Origin of the sequence: Pseudocolwellia sp. AS88, assembly GCF_030551755.1 — a bacterium.
GTDB lineage: Bacteria > Pseudomonadota > Gammaproteobacteria > Enterobacterales > Alteromonadaceae > Pseudocolwellia.
This window is the reverse complement of the sequence record NZ_JAUPEC010000002.1, coordinates 89,693-115,661: the sequence shown is the minus strand read 5'-3', so window position 1 is coordinate 115,661 and position 25,969 is coordinate 89,693. Positions and strand designations below refer to the sequence as shown.

At 36.0% G+C, this 25,969-nt stretch carries 17 protein-coding genes; 9 read left to right on the top strand and 8 right to left on the bottom strand.

The features are described 5' to 3' along the window. Window positions 1–78 precede the first annotated feature (78 nt). Window positions 79–603 (top strand): VOC family protein, encoded by a 525-nt coding sequence (locus tag Q5N69_RS02075; RefSeq protein WP_304367164.1) that lies wholly within the window; start codon window positions 79–81, stop codon window positions 601–603. A 31-nt stretch (window positions 604–634) separates the two neighbouring features. After that, on the top strand, window positions 635–1,954 hold the full coding sequence (fahA, locus tag Q5N69_RS02070) for a fumarylacetoacetase (protein ID WP_304367162.1): 1,320 nt from the start codon (window positions 635–637) through the stop codon (window positions 1,952–1,954). Between the two features lie 443 nt (window positions 1,955–2,397). Here the strand turns inward: fahA and Q5N69_RS02065 are convergent, their stop codons facing one another. Next, entirely contained in the window at window positions 2,398–2,832 is a 435-nt protein-coding gene (locus tag Q5N69_RS02065) for a MarR family winged helix-turn-helix transcriptional regulator (protein WP_304367161.1), read from the bottom strand. Between the two features lie 507 nt (window positions 2,833–3,339). Continuing rightward, the gene (locus Q5N69_RS02060; protein ID WP_304367159.1) at window positions 3,340–4,677 is read right to left on the bottom strand and encodes an alkaline phosphatase PhoX; all 1,338 of its coding nucleotides are present in this window, start codon (window positions 4,675–4,677) and stop codon (window positions 3,340–3,342) included. A gap of 306 nt (window positions 4,678–4,983) precedes the next feature. Here Q5N69_RS02060 and Q5N69_RS02055 point away from each other — a divergent pair, with 306 nt between their 5' ends. Together Q5N69_RS02055 and Q5N69_RS02050 are read left to right on the top strand one after the other, a co-directional pair. Continuing rightward, complete coding sequence (locus tag Q5N69_RS02055) at window positions 4,984–5,481, top strand: DUF2796 domain-containing protein (RefSeq protein WP_304367158.1); 498 nt, start codon at window positions 4,984–4,986, stop codon at window positions 5,479–5,481. Window positions 5,482–5,882: 401 nt separating this feature from the next. Beyond that, complete coding sequence (locus tag Q5N69_RS02050) at window positions 5,883–7,700, top strand: HEPN domain-containing protein (RefSeq protein ID WP_304367156.1); 1,818 nt, start codon at window positions 5,883–5,885, stop codon at window positions 7,698–7,700. Between the two features lie 305 nt (window positions 7,701–8,005). Here the strand turns inward: Q5N69_RS02050 and Q5N69_RS02045 are convergent, their stop codons facing one another. Then, the gene (locus Q5N69_RS02045) at window positions 8,006–8,674 is read right to left on the bottom strand and encodes a DUF3299 domain-containing protein (protein WP_304367154.1); all 669 of its coding nucleotides are present in this window, start codon (window positions 8,672–8,674) and stop codon (window positions 8,006–8,008) included. Between the two features lie 672 nt (window positions 8,675–9,346). Between Q5N69_RS02045 and Q5N69_RS02040 the strand changes: the two genes are divergently transcribed. The 4 genes from Q5N69_RS02040 to Q5N69_RS02025 all read left to right on the top strand — a co-directional run bounded on the left by Q5N69_RS02040 (window position 9,347) and on the right by Q5N69_RS02025 (window position 15,219). Next, window positions 9,347–10,030, top strand: a complete 684-nt coding sequence (locus Q5N69_RS02040) for an ABC transporter ATP-binding protein (RefSeq protein ID WP_304367152.1) — start codon at window positions 9,347–9,349, stop codon at window positions 10,028–10,030. Then, window positions 10,030–11,265 (top strand): ABC transporter permease, encoded by a 1,236-nt coding sequence (locus Q5N69_RS02035; RefSeq protein WP_304367151.1) that lies wholly within the window; start codon window positions 10,030–10,032, stop codon window positions 11,263–11,265. Before Q5N69_RS02040 ends, Q5N69_RS02035 begins: the two co-directional genes overlap by 1 nt. A 243-nt stretch (window positions 11,266–11,508) precedes the next feature. Further along, window positions 11,509–13,878 (top strand): TonB-dependent receptor, encoded by a 2,370-nt coding sequence (locus Q5N69_RS02030; protein ID WP_304367150.1) that lies wholly within the window; start codon window positions 11,509–11,511, stop codon window positions 13,876–13,878. Between the two features lie 45 nt (window positions 13,879–13,923). Continuing rightward, complete coding sequence (locus Q5N69_RS02025) at window positions 13,924–15,219, top strand: hypothetical protein (protein ID WP_304367149.1); 1,296 nt, start codon at window positions 13,924–13,926, stop codon at window positions 15,217–15,219. Between the two features lie 131 nt (window positions 15,220–15,350). On the opposite strand, the gene Q5N69_RS02020 is transcribed toward Q5N69_RS02025, so the two are convergent. The 5 genes from Q5N69_RS02020 to Q5N69_RS02000 all read right to left on the bottom strand — a co-directional run bounded on the left by Q5N69_RS02020 (window position 15,351) and on the right by Q5N69_RS02000 (window position 23,587). Beyond that, on the bottom strand, window positions 15,351–15,935 hold the full coding sequence (locus Q5N69_RS02020; RefSeq protein ID WP_304367148.1) for a hypothetical protein: 585 nt from the start codon (window positions 15,933–15,935) through the stop codon (window positions 15,351–15,353). Between the two features lie 14 nt (window positions 15,936–15,949). Then, on the bottom strand, window positions 15,950–18,811 hold the full coding sequence (locus Q5N69_RS02015) for a hypothetical protein (protein ID WP_304367146.1): 2,862 nt from the start codon (window positions 18,809–18,811) through the stop codon (window positions 15,950–15,952). Between the two features lie 264 nt (window positions 18,812–19,075). Further along, entirely contained in the window at window positions 19,076–20,449 is a 1,374-nt protein-coding gene (locus Q5N69_RS02010; RefSeq protein ID WP_304367145.1) for a HAMP domain-containing sensor histidine kinase, read from the bottom strand. Beyond that, window positions 20,442–21,128 carry a response regulator transcription factor gene (locus Q5N69_RS02005; RefSeq protein ID WP_304367143.1) on the bottom strand — a complete coding sequence of 229 codons (687 nt, stop codon included), beginning with the start codon at window positions 21,126–21,128 and terminating at the stop codon, window positions 20,442–20,444. The genes Q5N69_RS02010 and Q5N69_RS02005 overlap by 8 nt, the downstream gene beginning before the upstream one ends. Before the next feature lie 746 nt (window positions 21,129–21,874). Further along, a complete protein-coding gene (locus Q5N69_RS02000; RefSeq protein WP_304367141.1) occupies window positions 21,875–23,587 on the bottom strand; it encodes a YdiU family protein in 1,713 nt (570 codons plus the stop codon). Window positions 23,588–23,858: 271 nt separating this feature from the next. Between Q5N69_RS02000 and Q5N69_RS01995 the strand changes: the two genes are divergently transcribed. Then, window positions 23,859–25,931: a TonB-dependent siderophore receptor gene (locus Q5N69_RS01995; protein ID WP_304367139.1), complete on the top strand. Its 2,073-nt coding sequence runs from the start codon at window positions 23,859–23,861 to the stop codon at window positions 25,929–25,931. The last annotated feature ends 38 nt before the right edge of the window (window positions 25,932–25,969 follow it).

Genomic DNA, 25,969 nt, shown 5'->3' with positions numbered 1-25,969 from the left:
TAAGCACTTAATCTAAAATTAAGTGCTTCTAAAATACCAGATATACCACTCATTAATTTGTTATGGGAACTTATAGTTATGATAAAAATAGATAGAATCCACCATGTCGCATATCGCTGTATCGACGCTAAAGAAACTGCACAGTGGTATAAAGATAAGTTAAATATGGACCTTATTTTATCCATTGCAGAAAACGAGGTTCCATCTACCAAAGAACCTGATCCTTACATGCATATTTTTCTTAACGCAGGTAACGAGAATGTTTTAGCTTTTTTCGAAATACCTAACTCTCCAGACATGGGACGAGATGAAAATACTCCTGTATGGGTTCAGCATCTGGCATTACGAGTAAATAGTGTTGCAGATTTACTTGAAGCGAAGGCCGAACTAGAAAGTAAAGGTGTTGATGTTTTAGGTCCTACCGATCACACTATTTTTAAGTCTATTTATTTCTTTGATCCTAATGGCCATCGTTTGGAGCTTGCGGCAAATACCGGCACGCCGGAACAATTCAAACAGCTTCATAGTGTTGCTCAGCTAATGATTGACGATTGGGCTGAAACTAAAGTGGCACCAGATCATGCGGCTTGGCTTCACAAATAACACACAAGTAAACAACTTACGGACATAAATTATGACTTTATTAAATGAAACTCACGATGTTAACTTGTCTAGCTGGGTAACTTCAGCCAATAACACCAGTGACTTCCCTATTCAAAATTTACCTTTTGCGACGTTTCGTAAAAATGGTACAAATGAAGCAAACAGAGGCGCTGTTGCCATAGGCGATTATGTTTTAGATATGGCTGCTGTTGCTAAACTAAAATTATTTACAGATATTGCTCAAGAAGCAGCTGAAGCAGCTGCACAACCAACCTTGAATGCTTTAATGGCATTAGGTAAAGAAGCGAATTCAGCTTTACGTTTAGCGCTATCAAAAGCCTTACGTGTTGGAGCTGCTGAAGAGTCTTCTCTTAAATATTGTTTGATTGCACAAAGTGAAGTGACTTACGCCATGCCTTGTCAAATTGGCGACTACACAGATTTTTATACTTCTATTCATCATGCTACAGCTGTGGGCTCTTTATTCCGCCCAGATAACCCATTACTTCCTAACTATAAATGGGTTCCTATCGGTTATCATGGCAGGGCTTCAACCATTGATATTTCTGGGCAAGAATTTCCACGTCCACATGGCCAGCTAAAAGCCCCCGATGCTGATACTCCTGTTTTAGCGCCGTGTAAGCGTTTAGATTACGAGCTTGAAATGGGTATATTTATTGGTGAAAGTACACAATTAGGTGAGCGTATTTCTATCGAAAAAGCAGAAGATCATATCTTTGGTTTATGTTTATTCAACGATTGGTCGGCAAGAGATATTCAAGCTTGGGAATATCAACCATTAGGTCCATTCTTAGCGAAAAACTTTGCTTCAACAATCTCTCCTTGGATAGTAACAACCGAAGCATTAGCCCCTTACAGAATTAACTTTACTCGTCCAGAAAGTGACCCACAACCTTTACCTTATTTAACAAGTGAAGCGAATACTCAATCTGGTGGTTTAGATATTCAACTAGAATGTTTAATTCAAACTGAAAAGATGCGTAACGACAATAAAGCTGCAGATAAAGTAAGTGAGTCTAACTTTAAATATTCTTACTGGACCATAGCGCAATTAGTGACACACCATAGTGTGAATGGTTGTTCTATGAAAGCGGGAGATTTGCTTGGTTCAGGTACACAATCAGGTCCAGTACACGAACAAGCTGGCTCTATGTTAGAACTATCGCGTGGTGGTAAAGAAACATTCACTCTAAGTAACGGCGAAGAGCGTACTTTCTTAGAAGATGGCGACACAGTTATTATGCGTGGATATTGTCATAAAGAAGGTGCTGCACGCATCGGCTTTGGTGAAGTTACTGGAACGGTACTTCCTGCTGTGCCGTTAGTATAACTAACCTGAGCTAAGCTAATTTAAGTGCTAACTTGAGTGAGATAATTAATACAACAACTTGTTAAAACAATTACCCAGCCCAACCAACTTGGCGAGCTCTACAAGGCATACTTGTAGAGTTTTTTTGTTTTACACTCTAGTTTTTATGATGAATGACTATGGGATTTGATTAATCAAGTTAAATGAGATAACGGAATTAAGTTATTAAATTAAGACGCGAAATTAGGTAGTTAAAGCAATCCAGATAACTAACCTGAACTCGGCTTAATATATTCTTCTCTAACAGCTACTTTTACTTGCTTCATCGTTAAATTTACTTGCAATAGACTAGCTATTGACGCGAAATCTGCCTTGAAGAAAGAAAAACTATCAAGCTAGAGAATAAGTTAAATTTTATGAGTAATAATTTCAATCAATTAAAAAAATCTTAAACCGAGTTCAGGTTAACTATTTTTTTCAAGTTTAGCGCTAAGTTTTTGAGTTAGCATTTTCAACTGTTCGCATTCTCCTGCTGTTAAACCTTCAAGTAATCGTTCTTCTTGAACTTGCACTAATGGAATAATTTCCTGATAAAGTTTTTCACCTTCAGCACTAAGGTTGAGTAAGTTTTTACGTCTATCTTCAGAGCTTGTTTGTTGCTGTAAAAGCTCTCTTTTGATCAAGCGGTTAATAGCTCGACTGACCTGCATTTTATCAAGATGAGTAAAGCTACATATATCACGCGCCGATATCTCATCATGGTAGCCGATAGTAGCAATAACACGCCATTCCATCTTAGTTAACCCATATTCTTCATATATTTGTGCAATAAATGCTGTGACTTGCTGAGCTAAAACAGAGAATTGATATGGAAAAAATGTATTCAAGTTTAACGACACAGAGTCACCTTTGAGGTTTGATTAGTTACAGGTTGGCAAAGTTATAATGACAAAGAACATATAATACATATTTTTAGAGTGAGTAACAAAAGCGGTTAGGGGCTTAGGGACTGTTGATCTTTCGAGATTACTTTTACAGCAAGATGTTTGATATTTAGACAAGGCAGAGTATGTGACGTGTAGCTGGCTACTCGAACATACGATAACGCCCTCCCTATCCAAAGTAAGGAATTTCAAACATATGCTGCCCTTTGGGTTCATTTAAAACGAATTTACTCATTGCTGTTCGCTTTTATAATAGAATGACTATTAGACAAAGCTCACATCGCGATTAAATCCGTTTTAAATTGAATAAAATTTAACCCTGAAAGATCAACAGGCCCTAGTATATTTACCTAAATTTAACTTAATTAAGCTCTGCTCAGTTTAAAACTTTTAATCAATTAAAAAGCTCTAAACCAAGCAGAGATTATTTAACCCAATCTGAAGTTATTTACATAACAGAAATTACCATGGACCTCTTATCGCTAATGTTTTTGTAGGGGAATACACATTAACAAATAAGACTTTGCCGTCTGGAGAAAAACATGCGCCAGCTAACTCTGTTTGAGCATTGAGTTTGGCAAAATTATAAAGTTCACCTTGCGGTGTAACACCACGCAAATGATTGTCTACAACATCTGTGTATTGGTCTTCACAAACTAATAAATCGCCATGAGGCATAACCGTTAAATTATCACCAAAGTTATATAAGTTTGTACTCTCACTTTCCAAGAACAACTGAATATCACCAACTTCATTTAATGGTATATCACTTGTTGGGGTAGGACGATAACGCATTATTTGTCCTATTTGTTTAGCTCCACCATTGGTACAACAAAAATACAATTCTTTATCTGCCCAATGAACACCTTCACCACGAGCAAACAATGCAGCGCCTAATTCATAACCTTGCTTTCTTAAGTCATCATTTGGGCTTTCAGGATCAGTAATATTTATCCATTTAGTTTGATACCAAGTACCTTTTTTCATTGAAGAATTTGACCAGTTTCGAGTGTCAAACTGTTGATGCTTAATAAATACTAAAGCTTGTAACTGCCCTCCTTTATCAAGTTCGCCATAAACATTAGGTACAAAACGATAAAACAAACTATCGCCTCTATCTTCGGTTAAATATACGGTTCCAGTTTGAGGATCAACAGCAGCGGCTTCATGATTAAATCTACCCATAGCTTTTAATGGTTTAGGTTCAATTAACCCCTTTGTTGTAGCAGGTATTTCAAAGATATAACCATGATCTTTTTTATGTTTGTTATTAGCTTTTTCAACAGACTCTTCACACGTTAGCCATGAATTCCAAGGAGTTATGCCACCAGAACAATTTCTTAAGGTTCCCGTTAACGACATGAACTCTTGCTCAACTTGTTGAGTTTCTAAGTTATAAACAATGTTTGTAGTGCCGCCCGGTAACGATACACCATTATTCAAAGAGTCATAACTAAGTGCTGATTTATGAGACTGAATACTATCGGGCTGACGACGTAAGTGCTTTAAACTCAATTCATGATTTCTTATTAAAACCACTCGCTTTTCTGTTAACGGTAAACAGCCCATGCCATCAGCACGATCTGGCACATGAAAACCATCATTCATTGGTTTTGCAAAGCTTGAAATAACCTGATAATTAAAGCCAGCGGGTAAATCAAGTAAACCATTAGAATCAGGCAATAGAGGACCATATTTGTTAGTAATATGTTCTACTTTGTGTGAACAACCCAACACGCTTGCCGCAAGCCCTGCAAATGCAATAGAACCAGCGCCATAAATAAAGTTTCTTCTGTCCAATTTTTTATCCTTAGATCTTTTTATAGTAAAACATTTTTATTTTACCAGTCACAAAGTGTTATATTGTAACACTAACAGGAAGAAGCATATTATTCCAATTCGAAAACCGGCATTTATGTAATATTCATACAAACTTAATATTTGTGCAAATAGCGAGCTGAGGTTATTTATTCTCGTCTTGCTTAAAAGTTGCTTTAAAAACTTAGCTACACAAATAAAAACATACTAAAGAGCCCAAAACTTATGCGTTATTTATTTAACATGATATTTATTCTTTTTATATCATTAACTCTTCAGGTTTCATCGATGGCAAATGAGCATACAGCCCATGTTCATGGTGAAGCAGAATTAACACTAGCAGTAGAATCAAATAAATTACTTATTAATTTCTTAACTCCCGCTGATAGCCTTTTGGGATTTGAGCATAAAGCAGAAACAGCTGATCAGATTAAAAAAATAGAAGATGTTAGAGTAAAACTAAGTCAAATAGACACTATACTCACCCTTTCTAAGATGGAATGCGAACTCAGTAACAATGAAAATAACTTAAACACATTATTAGCTAAAGAATCTCATTTAACCCTAGATGAACATAAACATGAACACCACGATCATGTTGAACATACAGAGCTTAGTTTTAGCTATACATTAATGTGTGAAAAACTTTCAGAAGTGAATACAGCAACAATAAATTTATTTGAACAGTTTGAAGAAATAAAGAAAATCAGAACGTTATGGATCAGTGAAAAAGGTCAAGGAGCGGTTACCTTAACCCCTAACAATAATAGGTTGAAGTGGAAATAATAGGCTTGGGATTAAGCTTTGCCTAGTATGTATGAAACCTAAACTACGTTTATTGAAGAGCAAAGTTCATCTCCAACTTTTATCCTAGCACTGGGTCTAGAATTGGATTTAGAATTCAATTGGACAATTACATCAGTTGTGCCACCCAATTGCATCATAAGCGCCAGTCATTATCATTCAACTCTGTCACCTAATCACATTTACCGTGACCACTAAATAACATGAGTTTGCCACTGATAAATATGATCACTTTGTGCGCATCGCGGAAGTGTTCACTTTAAATGATTCGATACTTTTTCTAATGAATTATAGGTGTCTTATTACTGAAAAACCTCCATAATAACTGTTATGTTGCTCTACTTTCTTTTTATTTATTCTCATTGAGGCGTTAGAAATTATTTATGATTTTTGATCAATATGTTGGTTTTTTAGATGAGTTTTCAGTTAATATTGAAGTTTTTACTACATCAGGTACTGCTGTTGGTAGTGGTAAGCTATCAGTTAAAAAAAATCAAGCCCCTCAAGTTAATTTTGATTTAAATACAGCTATATCTAAATATGCAAAACAAAAAGTGTTTATTTGTAAGTCTGAAAAGTATCAGTACCAATTGCAAGATTGTGAAGTATTTGATAATGCCATTTTTCCAAGTGTCTTTATTAGGGGAAAGGAAAAGCGAGCTAAATTTAAGAAAGTTTACCTTCTTCTCCAAGGACTATCACAATGGATGGATAGTAATGGAAGTTTTGAGCTTACTGATAGTGAAATCATTAGAAAAAGAGACTCTAGAACTTTTGATGCTGAAGTCAACTTGGGCGGTAAAAAGATTTCTTTAAGTAATGAACATTGGTGTGATACTAAGCATGTTAAAGATAATAATTACCAACTTAACCAATACTCACTTCTAAGAATCGAATCTAAAAATTCCTCTTGGTCTATTACTGAATTGATGGCAATAATTAACGATATAAGGACATTCTTTACATTACTACTTGGTCATTCGATTGGTGTCGAGTATGTACTGGATGCAACTACAAAAAACACTAAGCAGTCAATATATTTTGTAAACGCTACAAGAGATACAAACGAAGATATCTTGCCGAGAAAGTGCTTTGTTCCTTCATCATTTTTATTCAAAGAAAATAAGTGGCAAGAATTACTACAAGGTTACTTCAGTAGTAACAATGAAAAATACAAAAATGTTTGGGCTAGAATCTCTGGTATGCTTTCATATGAAGGGTTTTGGGAATATAGAATATTAGCATATGTTAGTTTGGTCGACCGATACGTAAGTATCTTCGCCAAGAATGAAGAAAAGTCTCTATCACTTGGGCAGTTTAAGAAATACCGACGAGTTGCACGAACTTCATTGGAAAAAGTGAAATCAGAATGCAGTTTAGGCGATGAAGATAAGGAAAAATTCAATGCTGTTATTGATAGCATGTGCATTCAGGTTAATCAGAATATTCAAAACACATCTATTCCCTCATTTAATGAAAAATTCGATCTGAAAGTGTCTAGAACTAACCCAAATATCATTGAAGTGCTGGGGTTCAAAGATGATGATTTTCGACACTTGAAGCAACTTAGAAATACTGTAGCGCATGGAGATGAGCCTAAAATTCAAAATGAAGGGAATATTACATACGAAGTCACAGTTACCAATAAAATTGTTTTGCTACTCCGTTATTGGGCTTTTATTGACATGGGTTTTACGCATTCAGAGTTCATTGGTTTTTTAGGCAACTGGATGTATCCAATTACACAGCAAGCACAAGTTAATAGAGTTTCGCTTGATATCGCTTCGGGAAAGTACTTATTTCTTAAGACAAATAAAACAAATTTTTTAAAAGCTAAAAAACATAATTTGAAATGTTTAGTTTTAGATTATGTAAAATCAAGTGATACTTTTAGAGTGAATGATAAAGCGACTGAGCATGTTGGTGCTTGGTTCTTTAATCGAGATAAAACAACTCGATCTGTTGAAGAAGAGCTTATGGCTTTTGTAGATACTACAAAAGTTAAAAATGTCGCATATTTGGGCATTTCTTATCTTAAAAATAAAGATGAGTTACTTAACCTTTCTTCAGGAGCTTGTATTTTGAATTGCCCTGAATATTTATCCTCACATGGACAAGTAAAAGACCAATTGAGAGTCTTTGATGATTTCAAAAACACATGGCTTCTTTCCGAGTTTGAAAAGCGCATTGGGCTTGTGTAGTCTCGAACAATGCACTTAGTTTCTAGTTAGAATTACGACAAAAATAATTATTCATGAAAAGGCGTTATCGATACAGAATCTAATCCAAATTAATACTACAGCTTAAATGATAATGTCCCCTATGTGGCATAAGTGTGCATTGACAGTGTTAAATTTATCCAAAGATGACAGCTTTAATAAGGCGGATATATTGTGGCATTGTTAAATGCAACTAAGTGGCCTGCTGCTAGAGATTTTCCATTCAATCTAGAATCCAAAACCTCAAAGCTTTTAACCATATTTAAGCTCAGCTATTCAATACAAATTTATTCGTAGTTCGAATCACCATCTTGGTAAATACTCATCTCTGCTAATGTTAAAGTATAGGCAGAGGTTGCTGTTTCGTCTTCAAAAAGCTGGGTTGATAATTTACCTGAAATCCACACAGGTTCGTATAAGCTTTCAAGGGTAATGCCTTCTTCCGATACTACATAAATAATTTGATTAGGTGGAGGTGGCGGTAAGTGAAGACATGCCCCAAAATATGGGACTAAAAAGAAACTTGCGACTTTCTTTTCTCCTATAAATTCTATAGGAACAATAAAACCTGGAATACGTATATTCCTGCCATCCATAGCTTCAATAATACGAGTAGAAACTAAAGCTTTTTCATAAACTTCATTTGTAGACTTATCAGGATTAATAGCACTTTGGATAGTGTTTTCAAGTTGATCTTCTGCTGAGCCATCTTCTACTTGAGCGATGTAATCGGGTGGATTTAATATGGCGTCTAAGTCATCTTGCGGGATAAGCTCTTCCCAGTAGATCTCATCAAACGTTTGTTTTTCAGCTGGGTTTTGTACTTGGGCTGGAGTGCTATCTTGCTTTGTACTTATTGGATCTGGATTTTCAGGTGAGACTGTTAATTCAGATTTTAGCGAAGGTTTTTCACACGCAGCTAACAAAAATAAAAATAAGATCAAAAAAAACTTCATAAATAATACCTTTGATTTATACCTGTAAAATAATCACATTTGCTATGTAAGGTTTGCTTAGCTCTTATACCAAACGGATTAATTTATTGAGCAACTTAGAGCTACATTAGCAAGCTTAGAACAAGCAAAATTGATTAAACATAGTTATTCTATATTTCTTCAATTTTGTGATGTTATCAGTTTGCTAATGAGCTCCCGAAGGGCGAGAATTTAAAGGCTCATATGCCGCGTTATTGATTTTGACAAGGTTCCTACATGGATGTAGGACATTAGGGTAACGCAGGAGCAGTTACCGAGAATAACCATTATCTTCAATCAATGCCTCGCCTACATGGATGTAGGTGCTTAGGTTCAGTCTGGAACTATGAACCTGTGCCTCTGAACCTTTAAATTCTCGCTAAGTGAGTAATAAATTAATCCGTTTGGTATTAGTTAATCTGAACTCGCTTTAAGATGTTTTTAATTCATTGAAATTATTACTCATAAAATTTAACTTATACGCTAACTTAATAGTTTTTCTTTCTTTAGTTAGAGAATAATATATTAAGCCGAGCTCAGGTTAGTTACAAAGAGCTTACATTGCTGGTTACATTTGCTTATTTTACAGCAAAACAACATTGTTATAATATAACAATATCATTTCAAACTGTAACTTTATAACTCTGTATTATTTTGAATGCCATTGAAATTAACAATCTTGAGTTTTCTTACTCAATAAAATCTGAGCAGAACATCTTAAAAATAGCCGATTGGTCGGTAAAACAAGGTGAGCAACTGTTCATTCATGGTCCTTCGGGTAGTGGTAAGTCTACTTTACTTAATATTATTTGCGGTTTACAACTTCCTCAATCTGGTGAGATTAAAGTACTCGGCGAAGCGTTAAATAATATGAGCAAGCGCCAGCGAGATAAATACAGAGCTGCACATATTGGTTATATTTTTCAACAGTTTAATTTAATTGATTACCTAAATGCTATTGAGAACATTAAGCTAGCAACACATTTCTCTCCTAATACCAAACCATCAACGCTTGCAGCACAAATAGATAACATACTCACAACACTTAAACTTGATGCTAAAGATTGGCATCGTCCTGTTAATCAGTTAAGTATTGGTCAACAACAACGAGTAGGAATAGCGAGAGCTTTAATAAACCAACCTAAATTAATTATTGCTGACGAACCCACTTCATCACTTGATCAAGTTGCTAAAGATAGCTTTATTTCGTTACTTACTTCCCTTTGTGAAGAAAATGCCACAACTCTGCTTTTTGTTAGTCACGATATGAGCTTACAAAACCACTTTAATTCAAGCATTGCATTAAACAGTATTAATCATCTTAAGGTTAAGAATTAATGTTTTTCCGACTCGCATCTAAGAGCATTATTTACCGTAAAGGCTCAGTAATGTTAACCATAATTGCCTTAAGTATAAGTATGTTGGTTATGTTTGGTGTAGAGCATATTAGAGAGCAAGCAAAAGTCAGCTTTTCTAATAGTGTTTCTGGTGTAGATATTATTGTTGGTACGCGAACAGGTGAATTGAATTTATTACTGTATTCTGTTTTTAGAATGGGAAAACCAACAAATAATATGAGTTGGCAATCTTATACCAATCTAAAAAACAACCCGCAGGTAAAGTGGGCTTTACCTATTTCTCTGGGTGATTCTCATCGAGGTTATCGAGTGTTAGGCACCACATCTAACTACTTTGATTACTTTAGCTATGGCGAGAAACAGGCTTTAGAGTTTTCAAACGGTGATAAGTTTAATCACTTATTTGATGTTGTTATTGGCTCTGAAGTTGCTAAATCATTAAAATATCAATTGGGTGATCAATTAACACTAGCCCATGGCATAGGTAGTACAAGCTTTACTAATCATACCGATACACCTTTCAAAATTGTTGGCGTACTGAAACCTACAGGCACAGCCGTTGATCAAACATTACATATTAGTTTACAAGGTTTAGAGGCTATTCATTTATCTGCGTCTAAACGCAAAGAATTACTCAACAAAGCGCAACAGCCTTTAACTAACTTCGTCGAATTACAACCGCAATCTGTTACTGCTGTAATGCTAGGTTTAAAATCTCGACTCAGTGCTTTTCAACTTCAACGTAATATTAATACAAACAACGAAGAACCTTTAATGGCTTTACTTCCCGGTGTTGCGCTCTCCGAGTTATGGCAAACCTTATCTGTTGCAGAAAGTACGCTTCGTTTAATTTCGAGCTTAGTGATCATATCAACCTTATTTGGGTTAAGTGCTATGTTGTTGGCATCTATCCGAGAACGCCAGCAAGAAATAAAACTACTTCGTATGATAGGAGCATCTCCCTTTTTCATCTACTGGCTTATAGAACTCGAAGCTCTACTTATTACTTTAGTTAGCGCATTTATTGCAATTGTATTACTGACGGTAGGTTTAACTGCATCAAAGTCATTCTTGTTAACTCATTATGGATTGTCAGTTAATGCAAACATACTTTCTGTTAATACATTGATAACTGTCAGCATATTACTTTTTTTAACATTTTTAGCAGCTATCCCTCCTGCCTTTATGGCTTTTAAAGAAGCAAACCGCAGATAACTTTAGCTCAAAAAAAAGAACCAAAGTATTAAGCGTTCGGTTTCCCTTGTCTGTTCATTATAAAACCCAAAAATCACTAACAACATTGATTTTAAAGTATTATTTTCATCAACACTCAATATTTAAATAATCATTTTCACGAATGGTAATCAATAAATATATCCTGAAACATCTTGCGAAGCGTTATGTTATAACATAACATTTACACGACTGTTATATTATAACACTTCCGCAAGGGGAAACATGAGAAAGCTATCGAAAATAATGAGCGTATTGCTTGCTGTTACAGCAAGTGCTCAAATAAATGCTGAACAAGTTAAAGGGACTATTACAAATAACCAAGGTAAAGCTATTTCTGGCGCAATGGTTAAAATAATGGGGACCAACAACACATCAACCACAAATGAAGAAGGTGTATTCACCTTAGATGTAGAGCCAGGTAAATACGAGCTCCACGTTGTTGCAAACAACTTTGTTCATAAAAATATTAACGTAAACATTGATAAAGATAAGCATGCTGAATTAAGTGTTTTTCTTGATAAGTCGGCTATCGAAATTATTGATGTACATGCCACGCCTTTTCACAGTTCAAACATAGAATCAGCTTTACCTATTACCGTATTACACGGTGAAAAATTGCGCATGCGTCAAGAAAACACCTTAGGTGATAGCTTAAGCAAAGAAGTTGGCGTACATAGTAACTTCCATGGTTCTGTTGCAAGTACACCTATTATTCGTGGTTTAGACGGACCTAGAGTATTAGTCACTCAAAATGGTTTAGATGCGGGTGATGCTTCACGCATTGGGCCTGACCACGCAGTATCGACAGAAACATCAACCACAGAGCAAATTGAGGTTTTACGTGGGCCTGCAACACTATTTTATGGTAGTGGTGCAATTGGCGGTGTCGTTAATCTTGTTGACGAAAGAGTACCACGTAGTACAGACACCAAAGGTGAATGGTTAGTAGAGCACAATAATAATAACGATCAAACACTCGCTTCAGGTTCATTTAATAGCGGCGTTGGAAATATTGCTGTGCATGCTGATGGTTTTTATCGTGAGAGTAATAATTACCAAATACCTGAAAGAGATGGCGTTGATAAAGTAGAGAACTCTGCTGCAGAATCAAGTGGTTTCACTTTAGGAACAAGTTACCTACTTGGTAATGGTTTTGTTGGTCTTTCATATCAAAGCTTGGATCAAGAATACGGAATTCCTGGCCATAGTCATGGTGATGAAGAAGTCGCGGTATTAGCTGATTTAGAGCAAGAACGCTGGCAACTATTAAGTGAATTAGACTTTAATAATAAATACATTAAAGCAGTAAATACCAGAATTGCTTTCACCGACTACGAGCACAGTGAACTAGAGGTGGGCGTTGTTGGCACCACTTTCGAAAATGAAACTTTAGAAGCTCGTACAGAAGTTTTACATCAAGACTTTCTAAACTGGCGTGGCGGAATAAGTCTTCATTATAAACAAAATGATTTCACAGCCGTTGGCGAAGAAGCTTTTACTCCACCGTCTAAAACTGACTCAATTGCATTAGCGTTAATGGAAGAACGTCATTTTGGTGATGTATTACTTCAACTTGGAGCTCGAATTGAGCGAACAGAAATTACAGCCTCAACGGTACGCTTACCTGAACTTGAGTTATTTGAAAGCCTTAGCGATGTAGACGCACATGATGATCATGATCATGGCTCAGAAGAGATCACCCGTAATTTCGACGTTAAACATGTTTTTACTCCTGTTAGTTTTTCTGCAGGTCTTGTTTGGGATTTTGCTGATAGCTATAACCTTGGCCTTTCACTTTCCCATTCTAAAAGAGCACCTTCAGCATCTGAACTTCTGTCTTTTGGACCACACATAGGTACTGGTTCATATGAAGTAGGCGCACTATTCTCCTTACAAGAAAGTGCAGGTGAAGAAGCATATTTCAGTTTAAACGATCAACCAATTAAGATGGAAACAGCCAACAATATCGATTTAAGTTTACGTAAATTTAAAGGTGATTTTGGTTTTATTCTAAATGCTTTTTATAACCAAATTGACGATTATTACTATGAGCAAGCAACCGGCTTATTGGCAGTTAGCGAACATGAACATGATCATGGAGAAGAAGAACTTTCAGACCATGAAGAAGAGGAAACAACCACATTACCTCTCTATGCATTTACTGCACAAGATGTGACTTTATATGGCTTTGAAGCCCAAGCTGTTTGGCAAGTAAATGATGAATTTTCATGGACGGTGCAAGGAGATATTATTCGCGCAAGCTTAGATGCCGGAGGAGATTTACCTCGTACACCGCCAGCGAGAATCGCAACAGAATTAAAATATCAAGGTGAAAGCATTTCAGCTGACTTATTTATTAATCATTACTTTGACCAAGATCACATCGCAGAATTAGAAACATCTACAGACGGATACGTACTTGTTGATTTCAACGTTAACTATCACTTCAGTATAAAGCAGCAAGATTTAGCTATTTACTTGAAAGGGAAAAACTTAACGGATGATTACGCACAAGTACACACATCATTCTTAAAAGACTTAACACCACTAGCAGGACGTTCATTTGCTATTGGTATTCGTGGCTCATTTTAACTTTTACTTTATCACTGGATATAGACCCATTTACCAAGGAATAACATGAAAAAATTTAGTTTAAATACCTTAGCTTTAGTTTGTGCCGCAGCATTAACCGGTTGTGGAGATGCAGAAACAAATATTACGGAATTAGAGCCAACGATTATTGTTGAAGATGATGACGACCATGACCATGACGAAGAAGCTGGTGAAGGTCGCCTTGCAATTACAGCAGCAGACCAAGCCGTTATATATGTTTATGATTTAGAAGATAACAACTTAATCGACTCATTAAATTTAACACACCCAGCAGAATACTTGTACGCGAGCCCTGAAAACCGTTATGCCGTTTCAATTCAACGTACATTAGACAGTGTAGAGTTTGTTGATGGTGGTCTTTGGCAAGAATTACATGATGATCACTACGATCAACATGATGATGCTCCTGTGTTAACAAACTTCACCTTAAATGATAGTAAGCCTACTCACTATGTACAACGCGGTGAACAAACAGCTGTATTTTTTGATGGCGACGGTGATTCAGGTATCAATGCTAGATTAAGCATATTGTCTGATGAAAGCATTGCTGAAGAAACTACTATTGCCGATCACGATTTCGATACTAACATACATGGTACCGCTGAAATCCGTGATAATTATGTGTTAACAACACTACGTGACAGCGATTCTGATAGCACATTGCCTGAATATGTTGCTTTATTAGAGTTACATGATGATCACTTCCACCAAGAAGAAATTTTTGACATTAGTTGCCCTGCTTTACATGGAAGCTTTCAAACTGAAACCCATATAGCTTTTGGTTGTAGTGATGGTGTTTTATCAATAGAGCAACAAGGTAATGTATTTACTCCACAAAAAATTGCCAACCCTGCAGAGCTAGCAACCGGTTCACGTATTGGTGCATTATACGGTAGCCCTGAAAGCAACATCATGATTGGTACAGCTTCTTCAGACTTTTATTTTGTTGACTTAACATCATCTAACATCACTCCATTTGATTGGCAAACAGAAGACAACTTAACCTCTGTTGTTTACAGCTTTGATGGCCATAAAGAGCATATGTTAATTCTAGATAATGAGGGTTACTTAAACCTATATAGCGCTGAAGATGACTGGGCATTTGAGAAACGAATTCTTGTTATTGAAAACCTAGCGACTGATGCCGATCCAATAATTGTTTCATCAAAAGCTGGCGAAGTTATTTATATTATTAATGATCAACAAGTAACAAGTGTTGATTTAGATGATGAACACGTTGAAGAAATCTTAACTTTAGATTTCGCACCATCTGGCGCAGTTTGGTTAGGTATCGCTGAAGAAGAAGAACATGACCACTAAGCATAGTCATTGATTGAAGCACTCGTAGAGTTAGCTTTATAGCCGACTCACAAGCTGTTTAGGTATAAATAAAAAGTCGGGCATCAGCCCGACTTTAATTTTTAGTTAAAAACATATTTATTAAAAAACTTTCATTTATGTTTTGTTTCTTGAAGTATAAAAGCTCTAGAAGCCCCTTTCCCCTCTTGAGAAGTATAAAGGGTTAGATAACTTACCTTTTCAGGGATTTTAACTTCAAAGCTAACTTCTGACACTGCATCTCCTTTCAATAACCATTTAAGTTGCTGAGTTGATACTATTTCAGCGCCATCTAATGCTTTAAAAGTAATATAAGCATCGTCAAACTTTACGCCTTCAAATTGTAATTTAACCAATAAGTGGTTTGGTTTATCACTTGCCACCATTTTATAATATGTATCAATCCTTGACGCTCGTTTATTTATTGGAGGACTTCCACCCAACCAAAAACCTTGGCGACGTTCATTAACTGTTGGCGCATAATTAAGTAACTTATTAACACTGTTTTTTTTAATTAATTGAGGTGTAACATCTAAGCTTTTATTACTTTCCTCATTAACTAAAATATCAGTCTTATTGTCACTTGGCGAACAGCCAGTAAAAAATAGACTTAGCACTATTGAGGTAAAAAAGACAAAACAAGGCGAGCTAGATATTCTCGCTTTGTTTCGTACTTTTATTAATTGATTTTTTATCATTAAGTTAGCTTCGGTTAAACTGAATCAGCAGAACGAGCTAATTCAAAATAATAACCACACTGACTTCCTTTTAAAATGATTTCAGGATTAGTTACATTTAAAGAAAACGAATATCTTCTACCAGATATTACATTTATTTTACCGAAATAATTATCTTGGTAACCCTCTACTTTAACAGCACTTCCAGTATCATCACGAACCTCAATATAAGCCGATTGATCACTTATTACGTGATTTAACTTATTAAAGGCACTTATTACCATATTTCCCGTATAGTTCGCTGTAAATTCTACACGACGTCTCATCCCTAAACCATTACTGAGATTTGCTCCAGGTAAGTTATTATTCAAACAAAATTCAGGAGAATTATTAGAAAGTACAACAGGATCACCGTCGCCTGTAGGAGCTTCTCCCGCACTTAGATTAATCGTAAGGTATAACTTCTCTAAATCGTTTGCACCTTCACTAGATGAGCCTTTATTGGCTTCTGCATTGATTGCAGGATCAGCTGGTGTATTAGCTGGATAAACACCGAAAGGATCGCTTGTTTTAACATTAGCTGTTGCCATTAATGACTTAACGTCAGTCTCAACATCAGGGTTACTTTTTAAATAATGATCTAAAAATGTAAAAATAGTCGCTGAATGAATACCTGTTTTCATTTGAGATACAGCATCAAAGAATTCGGTAAAACCTTTACCGTTAAGTGTACCTATTCCATACATCAACTTAATAACTGTTTCTTCTGAATAAAAGCCATTAGCTCGATCAGTCTCAAGTGGCGCAGTTAAATCATCACACGATCCATCAAGTTGTTGCTCGCCTGAGGTATCACAATAGTAATGACTACCAGATAATAAACCACCAACTGCAGTGCCGTAACCTTCTCCATAAGCTAAACTTGCATCTTTATATTCATTGTAACCATGGCTATCGCCTGGGCTATCTGAGTATGATAATTGTGCTTGTAAGAAATGTCCGAATTCGTGACCAATTACGCCTTTATCAAATTCATCAGTATCTGAATCAGCTTTACCTAAAATAAATACACCTTGCCATAATCCATTGCCGCTATAAAAAGAAGTACCAATTTGACCTAAGGCTATATCGCCTGAAGTAGCTACGTTTTTAGTAGACCAGTAAAGGTTCAATGCTGGCATTTCAATATTAGGATTCATTGCTTCTAATTTATCAGCTGCACTTTTCACAATACGTAATATTGAAAATGGTGCAGATTCACGTTCTACTCCATCAATAACATTACCATTGCTATCAAATCCAATTTTAGCTTTAATATCTAACTTATTATCACTACCTGCTTCATCTTTAATTGTTATAGCACTTGAAGTCAGTTCATATAATTTTTTAACATTGCCTTCACTTGTATTGTCTCGAATAGCAAAATTATACTCAGGTCCAACATTCGGTGTAGAACGAGTTTTCTGAAGTTGTGCTTTAACAACAACTTTCACTGCTGTTGATTCAGGTGCAGTATCAAATTGATAATAACCATCATCATTTGAAAGTGTACTTGCAATCACTCCACCGTCTGCATCAATCATATCAACAGGTACACCAGCGATAGGGAATATTTCTAAACTGTCGCTATCATATTTATGTGCTGCACCTTCATCATATACAACGCCAGGCGCTTCAGCAGTTATAGTACCAAATAAATAGCTAGAGCCAGAAGCCACAGCGGAAACACGACTAACACCTTTAGAGCTATTAGCTTGCTGAACAATAGGTGATTCAACTGTGATAGTAGTAGTACTTTCTAAACGGTCATGATCCATTACAACTAGGTCAACTTGACCTTCATTTTGTGCAGGACAGTCAGCGTGCATAATGTTATGTTCAAATTCATTATTTGTAGCTTTTAGTGAGCGTAAATCGTATAGCGAACATTTATCATCACCTAAAGTAACATCTAAATTTAAGGATAAGTGTGTACCAACAATATCAAAAGTAGACATTTCGTTAGCTGTGATAGTAGAAAATGCTTCATAATTAGTACTATTTGGATGTTCAGCATCAACGTACTCAACTTGTGAAGCTAGAGGCGCTAAAACAACGTCATGGAAGTATGCATCAAGATCAATGTCATAACCTAAATTAGGATCTATACGTGGATTATCAAACATATTCTCCATTGCATAAAAATAGTAATCGCGTATTTCATCACTTGTAAATAAGCCGTTATTAGCTAAGCCATAAACTAGAGTTTCAATAACTTCATCTGCACTCTCAGCTTCAATATCTAGTTGCATTTGAGATAATGCTGCGAGCACAACACCGTAACGGCCACCAGCAGAGCCATCAGCTTCTTCAATGTTTAAGTCCATTGGGATAGCGGTTGAAAGATCAAAACCTTTCATGCCAAATGCATCACCTACATTAGTTAAAATATCGGCATACTGTGTAATAGGATCAAGGTCATATACTTCAACAACTTGAGTCGCTATCTCAGTAAGAGGAGTAACACTCGTAGTGAAAGTTGGAGACGTTACATTATAGTATGCACGTGTTAAACCAGGTGTTAGTAGTTCACCGCTTGCTTCATCTAAATATTCTCCCCCTTCACACTCGATAAGTGCAAAGCCAGTATCCACTGGAATATCTTTAAATGTAGCAACTCCTACTTCAGTATCAGCAGTCGCGATTGTTTCGCCATTAGCAATAATAGAACATGTTCCGTTATCTACAGAAGCAAGCATAAAGTGCACTTGTGATTCAACACTGGCATCGTTAACTACGGTTTCTTTATTCTTATCACTATTACAACCACTGGTTATACCAACAATCAGCGCTAATGCTGTTATTGATTTAACTAATTTAAGACGACTATGTATTTGCCTCTGAGGAGAGATAAACATAAGATTTTCCTTATCTGAATGATGGTTTAGTATCATCTGTTAGTTATGTATTTGAATTTTTTTATGATTACTTGCGACAGATCAAGCCTTAAAATTATATAACATTATGATAATGCGGATAAAGTAAGGCTATGTAAGCATGAGATATGAATTGTAAGCACTTTGTAAGCAAAGTGATATTGTTAAGAAACGCCCTCGTATGAAGGCGCTATTTTTTCTGTTTATTCATTATTTATAATCTTACAGATTCATTCTAAAACGCGGTTAAACGATATTAAAACGACAAATGAATTTTGCTCCTCCAGCGGCACGGTTTTCAACAGTGATTTGGCTATTCATTCTCTTACAAGCGGCACTCGCTATAGAAAGACCTAAACCTAAACCACCTGTTTTACGGTTACGACTCTGATCTAGTCGAGCAAAAGGTATAAATATAGTATCTATATGCCCACTTGGAATACCAGCACCATCATCTTCAACAATTAATTCAATGTGACTTTCCTGCTTACTTAAAGAAATAGTAATATGACTTTTGGCATGAATACTGGCATTTTTAAATAGGTTATCAAGTAATAACCTCAAATAGGCAGGGTTAGTTTTAAAGGTTAAAGTATGGTCTAGATGACGTGTAATAACATGCTTCTCTTCACATTTTAAAAGTTTTAGTCTTGCTTCAATAAATGGAGTTAGCTCTACTAAAGTATCTAAGGAAAATTCAGTATCATTTTTAACTGTATTCAACTTAGAAAAAGCAACAACCTGCCTGATGAGTTCACTCATATCATCGATATAAGTATCAATATTACCAAGTAATTCCAGTTGTTGTTTATCATGATTATTTCGACTTAATAGGCCAACCGCTAGCTGAATTCTACTTAAAGGTGTACGTACTTCGTGTGGAACTGCTTGAGCAAATATTTGATTTTCGTTCACTGTATCCATTATAGAATTTGCCATTGAGTTAAAGCTATCAGCTAATTCATTTAATGGTTTAGAAAAATCATCATGAGCCCTCACTCTCATATTACCTTTACCAAACTCTTGCTGTATTTCTATTAAACTTTCTATTTGGTTTTGAATGATTTTAATAGGCCAATAAATCCCCCCCACAACACTAACTAAAATAGTAAGTAACAAGGTAACTTCGGTATAATCATGGAAAGAGTACTGACTGAAAAAGGTTTCTTCTAGTGGCTCTTTATGCTCAAAATCTTCATCTTCATCAAATGAAAATAAATTATTTTCACTGATCACCAACCAGGCATCCAATTTGGGGAATTCATATATGGCAAGATACTGCTCGCTTGTATTCATATAAACTTCTACATCTCGAGCACTTCCAAGAAGTATAGAGTCGCCATATGGAGGCGGGCTCAATTTTATTTGCCAACTCATCATCATGTCTTTTATATCGTGAACATCTTCATTCAATTCTTTCAAATCAGAATCAAGTACAACTTTCTTTTGCTCTAGTAAGTTATGATAAATATGATCAGTAAAAAACACATAATCAGCAACCGCTGTTTGTATTTTCAATTTCTCTAATAGAATGAATGATATCGTTCCGCTAAACACTACCGCGACAATAATTGTTAAATACAAACGAGTAAAAAGGGAAAGTGATGGTAGTTTAATCATTGAGTAACATATAACCTTTGTTTCTTACTGTGGTGATAATCTTATAAGGTGCTTGATCATCTTGAATTTTCTTACGTAATCCACTAATGCGCATATCAATAGATCGATTATTAACGTCGTAATTAATTCCTCGCAATATTTTACAGCAATCTTCTCTAGAAACTGCCTCTCCAATATTTTTATCTAAAATTACCAACATCTCATATTCTGCGCTAGATAAGGCCAACTCTTCTCCATCTAATTTAACTCTTTGGTTAGTTGTATCGATAGTTAATCTGCTATTTACCTTTTTCACTAGAGAAGTTTCTACAGGCTTGAATCGACGCATTAATGCTTCCATTCTAGCAACAAGTACGTGTGGCTTTAATGGTTTAGTCAGGAAGTCATCGGCACCTAACTTAAGTAAACTCACCTCACTAACATCGTCAGAACAAGCCGTTAACACTATGATGAGGCCCGTATAAAAGATTCTAGCTTCTTTACAAATTTCTACACCAGAAAAACCAGGTAACATTAAATCTAATATAATTAAGTCAGGTTCATAGTCTTTAATAGCTGATAATGCAGCCAAACCATCATCAATAATTTTTGTATCAAAGCCTTCTATCTCTAAATACATAGCAGTTAAACGCGATATTTCGGCATCATCCTCAACAATTAGTACTTTAGTTTTCCCCATTCGATTCCCTGTAAACTTCAACGTTATCTTCAATAAGAGGATTATTTATCAATTTATTCAAATAATATACTATTTATGAGTGATTAGGAGAAAGTGTGATTAGTATTAGATACTTATATGAAGGGTTATTCTTATAAAAATAATAGCTGAGTTGTTCAATAAGCCACTAGGTATATTCAGAAGGAAAGGTCAATCATTCGACTATTTGGCTTATAAAATTAACAATTATAATAATAAAACTCTGGAAAACTACAAAGGCTCGATTACCTAAAACAATCGAGCCTTTTATATCAGTATGCATTATCTAATAATCAGATACTTAACCTGAACTCGGCTTAAGATGTTTTTAATTCATTGAAATAATTACTAATAAAATTTAACTTATACTCTAGCTTGATAGTTTTTCTTGCTTCAAGGCAAATTTCGCGTCAATAGCTAGTCTATTGCAAGTAAATTTAACGATGAAACAAGTAAAAGTAGCTGTTAGAGAAGAACATCTTAAGCCGAGCTCAGGTTACTTAACCTGAACTCGGCTTAAGATGTTTTTAATTCATTGAAATAATTACTAATAAAATTTAACTTATACTCTAGCTTGATAGTTTTTCTTGCTTCAAGGCAAATTTCGCGTCAATAGCTAGCCTATTGCAAGTAAATTTAACGATGAAGCAAGTAAAAGTAGCTGGTAGAGAAGAATATATTAAGCCGAGCTCAGGTTACTTAAACTTACTTGTATGCACCTTATCTATTTAAGAAGAGCAGCTGTAATGTGACACACCACCTGCGTCAAAAAAGGCTTGTGGTTTTAAGCTGTAGTATTTTTCTTCAACCTCTTCCGATTGTTCATTATAAGGTTGGGTTAATACCTTTTGTAATTCATGAACAAGTGTAAAGTCACCATGATTAGCTTTTTGATATGCTGGCACTACTAACCATTCTCGCCAACTATATTTTGGGTTAGTTTGTTGCATTAAATGTATTCTTTGCGACTTTTCATCATCATCGCCATCAATATCCAACAGTCCTCGCCAATTCTGTAGCCACTGTGCCCATTGTTGTTTCAATTGTTCTGCCGGCTCAGTATAAAAGCTATTAGCTATACCCGAAATATCTTCTGGAATATTAGAAAGTTCACGGAAGAAAATGGTGTAGTCGACAGACGTTTTTACCATCAAGGAGATCAACTGCTCAATTAGCTCATTATCAAAGGATTTTAAGCCTAGTTTAGATGCCCACATGTTTTGCATCTTATCTTCCATTTCTGAATCAAAGCCTTTATTTATCTTATTCAATTCTTCTAATGCATCAGGGTCTAACGCAAGCAAAGCCGATAAAGATTTACAAAACATGTTGAAGTTAGTTTTTGCGGCAGCGCCTTGATTGAAAAACGAAAAATGTTGCCCGCCTCCCGTCCAAGGTTGGTAATAAGGTTCAAAACTTTCAACAAAACCAAAAGGACCATAATCGAGGGTATAGCCGCCACAGGCACAGTTATCGCTATTAAAGTTTCCTTGGCAATAACCTACTCGCATCCAATGGCTGATCAAGCTTGTTAGTCGATCACGAAATACAGTTGCTAATTGTAGAATTTTATCTGCAAGTGGGAGCTCGCGGTCAACATCACCTTGATATTCACGATCGATCAAATGCAATACAATCATCTCTAACTCTTTTAATGCATCAGGATGAGAATTAAAACGAGCGCGGCGTGCAAACAGTTCAAGTTGACCTACACGTAAAAACGAAGGCGCAACACGAGTTGAAATAGCCACTGGAGTATAAACAGACATATCAGGATTTGTTGAGTACGAGCCTTCCGAGTACCAAGGGCGATTTACTTGCTCTGATTGTGAGACGAACAAGCATAGTGAGCGAGATGTTGGTACCCCTAAAGCGTGCATATGTTCTTGCACTAAAAATTCTCGAATACTAGAACGTAATACAGCCCTACCATCTCCTCCACGACAATATGGTGTTGGCCCTGCACCTTTTAACTGCATTTCCCAACGCTGCCCATTGATAACAGATTCATTTACAGAAATAGCTCGACCATCACCATAGCCATTGCCTGTTCGAAAAGGGCATTGCTGAATGTACTCGGTTCCATATATAGATAGCGCATAACCAGTAGCCCAGCCAAATGGATGCATAGGTGCTGGCACATTAGAGATATCGCCAGTAAAAAGCTGAGCAAAGTCTTCGCTGTGAACTAGATTGTTATCAAAACCTAATTCAGCAAATAATGTTTCACTGTGGGCGATATATTTTGGGCTAGCAATAGGAGTAGGTTTAACAGGGACATAATGGCCAGAGAAAACTTGTCTTGGCTCATAATCGTCGCCAGTTTCAGTAGCATCAGGATCACAGTTAAGATTATTCAGTAAAGAGTAATCTGTTAACTTAGCCAAATCATCAAGGGTGTGTACGCTTACAGGAACATTAGTGCGGGGTTGATTAGCCATGTTATTAATAAACCTTTTGTTAATCTAATTGGAAATATTATACCTCATTTGTTTTTCTGATTCTTAACTGAACAACATAATGAGATAGAGAAGAATAAAGAAGGCTAGGCTTAACCCTCTCTGAGATTAATCAATTTTGTTGCAAGTACTAGAACCTATTATTTGTTTATAACTAAACTCAAACCAAATGATATTGATTCGCATTATGTTTTATGATTTAATTGCGCTCAATTTTATTATAAGTATATTTAATCTTCAGGGGATAACCATTATGCGGACAACTAAGTCATCGCTATCGCTAGCAATTACGTTAGCATTAGTATCATTAAATACTGTTGCTGAACAGCAAGGTAGTGGTGAAGAAAACGAAAACCAAACAATTATGCCAGCAATGGAAGTTATCGATGTGTTTGGCAATGCAAACTCCGTAATATTAGAGCATACCGGTTCTGTTGTAGTGGTAAATCGCCAACAAATTGAGAAAATTCAGCCGCTATCTACTGAAGATATTTTACGTCGCATTCCAGGCATAAATACTAAAAGCGAAGAAGAAACTTCAATTGTAGCTAACTTTGGTATTCGTGGTTTATCTGCGAGTGAATCAAAATCTCTAATGTTAGAAGATGGTGTTCCTGTAGCGCCGGGCTTATTTATTGGTAATGAACGTTACTACAATCCTCGTATTCAACGTATAGAGCAAGTTGAAGTATTGAAAGGTTCATCGTCACTTCGCTATGGTCCTTCAACTATCGGTGGCGTAATAAATTACCAAACAAAAACACCTGATGACGGTGTTATGCTTACAGCTAGAGCTGGCTCTTTTAACATGCAAGAACTTAGCTTAGAGGCTGGTGGAAAAAACGAATCTGGTGATGCTTTCGCTGGTATTGTGGCAACCCATGCTAGCAGTGATGGTTTTATGGATAAAGGCTATGAAATGACTGATGTCATGGCTAAAGCTGGTGTTATTTTAAGTAACGGTCAAAAGATTGGTATTAAAGTTTCACGCTATGAAAACGATGCAGATATTTCTTACCGTGGTTTGTTAAGAGATGATTACTTAGCTGGTGCTGATTATAACCCTGGCGCCGATGATAATTTTTTAACAGACCGTACCGCTTTTGATATTAATCATGAATGGAATATATCTAGTCGAGCTACATTAAAAACGTTAGTGTATTGGAGTGAAGTAACTCGTGATTATTGGCGTTACGATGTTGATACTGAAGCTTCAAACGCTGCTGGACGATGGGTTTATGAAGACACGTTAACAGGTAATAACCGCTCATTTGATCGTGTAGGTATAGAAACCCGTTTAACACTCGATCATCAGTTATTTGGTATGACTGCAGACAGTGAATTCGGCTTACGATTTATGCAAGAAGAATCAGATGATACTCGTATCCGAGCTACACGTGCTGCTGATCGTACGGGTATTAATGACAGACATAGAATTGATTCTGCAGACAGTTTTGCTGCTCATGGTCAAACACGTATTGAAGTAACTGAACAATTTGCGGTTACTCCAGGCTTACGAGTTGAATCATACGAACAAAAACGTGTGATATTAACCGAAAATAATAGCACAGCTAAAACCACTAATACTGAAGTTTTACCGGGTGTTGGGGTTACTTATAACCTAAGCGACTCAGCACAAGTTTACGGTGGTGTATACCGTGCGTTTTCACCTGCTTCTAATGGTGTAGCACTTGATGGACTTACTGATCAAGACTTAGACGGTGAACGTTCAACTAATTATGAATTGGGGCTTCGTGGCAATAAGGGAGATATCAATTATGAAATTGCTGCCTTTGCTATGGATTTCAGTAATCAGGTAGTTACGGGTAATAGCGATCCAAACTTATCACAATCTAACGGTGGTGAAACTGAGCATCTAGGTATGGAGTTCGTGCTAGGCTATGTGATAGGTGGTGGTTTTAGTGTCGACACTAATGCTACTTGGGTTCCTACTTCAGAGTTTAAAAGTGGTGAAAACCAAGGTAATAGATTACCGTATGCGCCAAAATTTGTAGCTAATCTTATATTCAACTACCAATATGAAAACTTAAGCACAGCTTTAACGGTTCACCATAGAGGCGAACAATACGGTGATGCTAGTAATACTGAAGAGATCCCAACAGATGCAGCAGGCGGTATTTGGGGTGGTTTACTTCCATCTTATACATTGCTAGATCTAACAGCACAATATAATGTAGCAACTAATTTACGCTTATTTGGTTCTGTTAAAAACTTGACTGATAAACGCTATATTACTGGTTTACGCCAAGGTATTTATGTTGGTCCAGAGCGCTCATTAGAAGTTGGTATCAGCTACAAGTTTTAAATAAGTATATGAACTAAAAAGTATTAAGACTTATTAGT

What these genes read in the sequence shown, in the direction of transcription:
- Q5N69_RS02010 (WP_304367145.1), bottom strand. Translation starts at nt 20,449, where the DNA reads ATGATTAAACTACCATCACTTTCCCTTTTTACTCGTTTGTATTTAACA.
- Q5N69_RS02005 (WP_304367143.1), bottom strand. Translation starts at nt 21,128, where the DNA reads ATGGGGAAAACTAAAGTACTAATTGTTGAGGATGATGCCGAAATATCG.
- Q5N69_RS02055 (WP_304367158.1), top strand. Translation starts at nt 4,984, where the DNA reads ATGGCAAATGAGCATACAGCCCATGTTCATGGTGAAGCAGAATTAACA.
- Q5N69_RS01995 (WP_304367139.1), top strand. Translation starts at nt 23,859, where the DNA reads ATGCGGACAACTAAGTCATCGCTATCGCTAGCAATTACGTTAGCATTA.
- Q5N69_RS02035 (WP_304367151.1), top strand. Translation starts at nt 10,030, where the DNA reads ATGTTTTTCCGACTCGCATCTAAGAGCATTATTTACCGTAAAGGCTCA.
- Q5N69_RS02050 (WP_304367156.1), top strand. Translation starts at nt 5,883, where the DNA reads ATGATTTTTGATCAATATGTTGGTTTTTTAGATGAGTTTTCAGTTAAT.
- Q5N69_RS02025 (WP_304367149.1), top strand. Translation starts at nt 13,924, where the DNA reads ATGAAAAAATTTAGTTTAAATACCTTAGCTTTAGTTTGTGCCGCAGCA.
- fahA (WP_304367162.1), top strand. Translation starts at nt 635, where the DNA reads ATGACTTTATTAAATGAAACTCACGATGTTAACTTGTCTAGCTGGGTA.
- Q5N69_RS02020 (WP_304367148.1), bottom strand. Translation starts at nt 15,935, where the DNA reads ATGATAAAAAATCAATTAATAAAAGTACGAAACAAAGCGAGAATATCT.
- Q5N69_RS02000 (WP_304367141.1), bottom strand. Translation starts at nt 23,587, where the DNA reads ATGGCTAATCAACCCCGCACTAATGTTCCTGTAAGCGTACACACCCTT.
- Q5N69_RS02075 (WP_304367164.1), top strand. Translation starts at nt 79, where the DNA reads ATGATAAAAATAGATAGAATCCACCATGTCGCATATCGCTGTATCGAC.
- Q5N69_RS02045 (WP_304367154.1), bottom strand. Translation starts at nt 8,674, where the DNA reads ATGAAGTTTTTTTTGATCTTATTTTTATTTTTGTTAGCTGCGTGTGAA.
- Q5N69_RS02030 (WP_304367150.1), top strand. Translation starts at nt 11,509, where the DNA reads ATGAGAAAGCTATCGAAAATAATGAGCGTATTGCTTGCTGTTACAGCA.
- Q5N69_RS02015 (WP_304367146.1), bottom strand. Translation starts at nt 18,811, where the DNA reads ATGTTTATCTCTCCTCAGAGGCAAATACATAGTCGTCTTAAATTAGTT.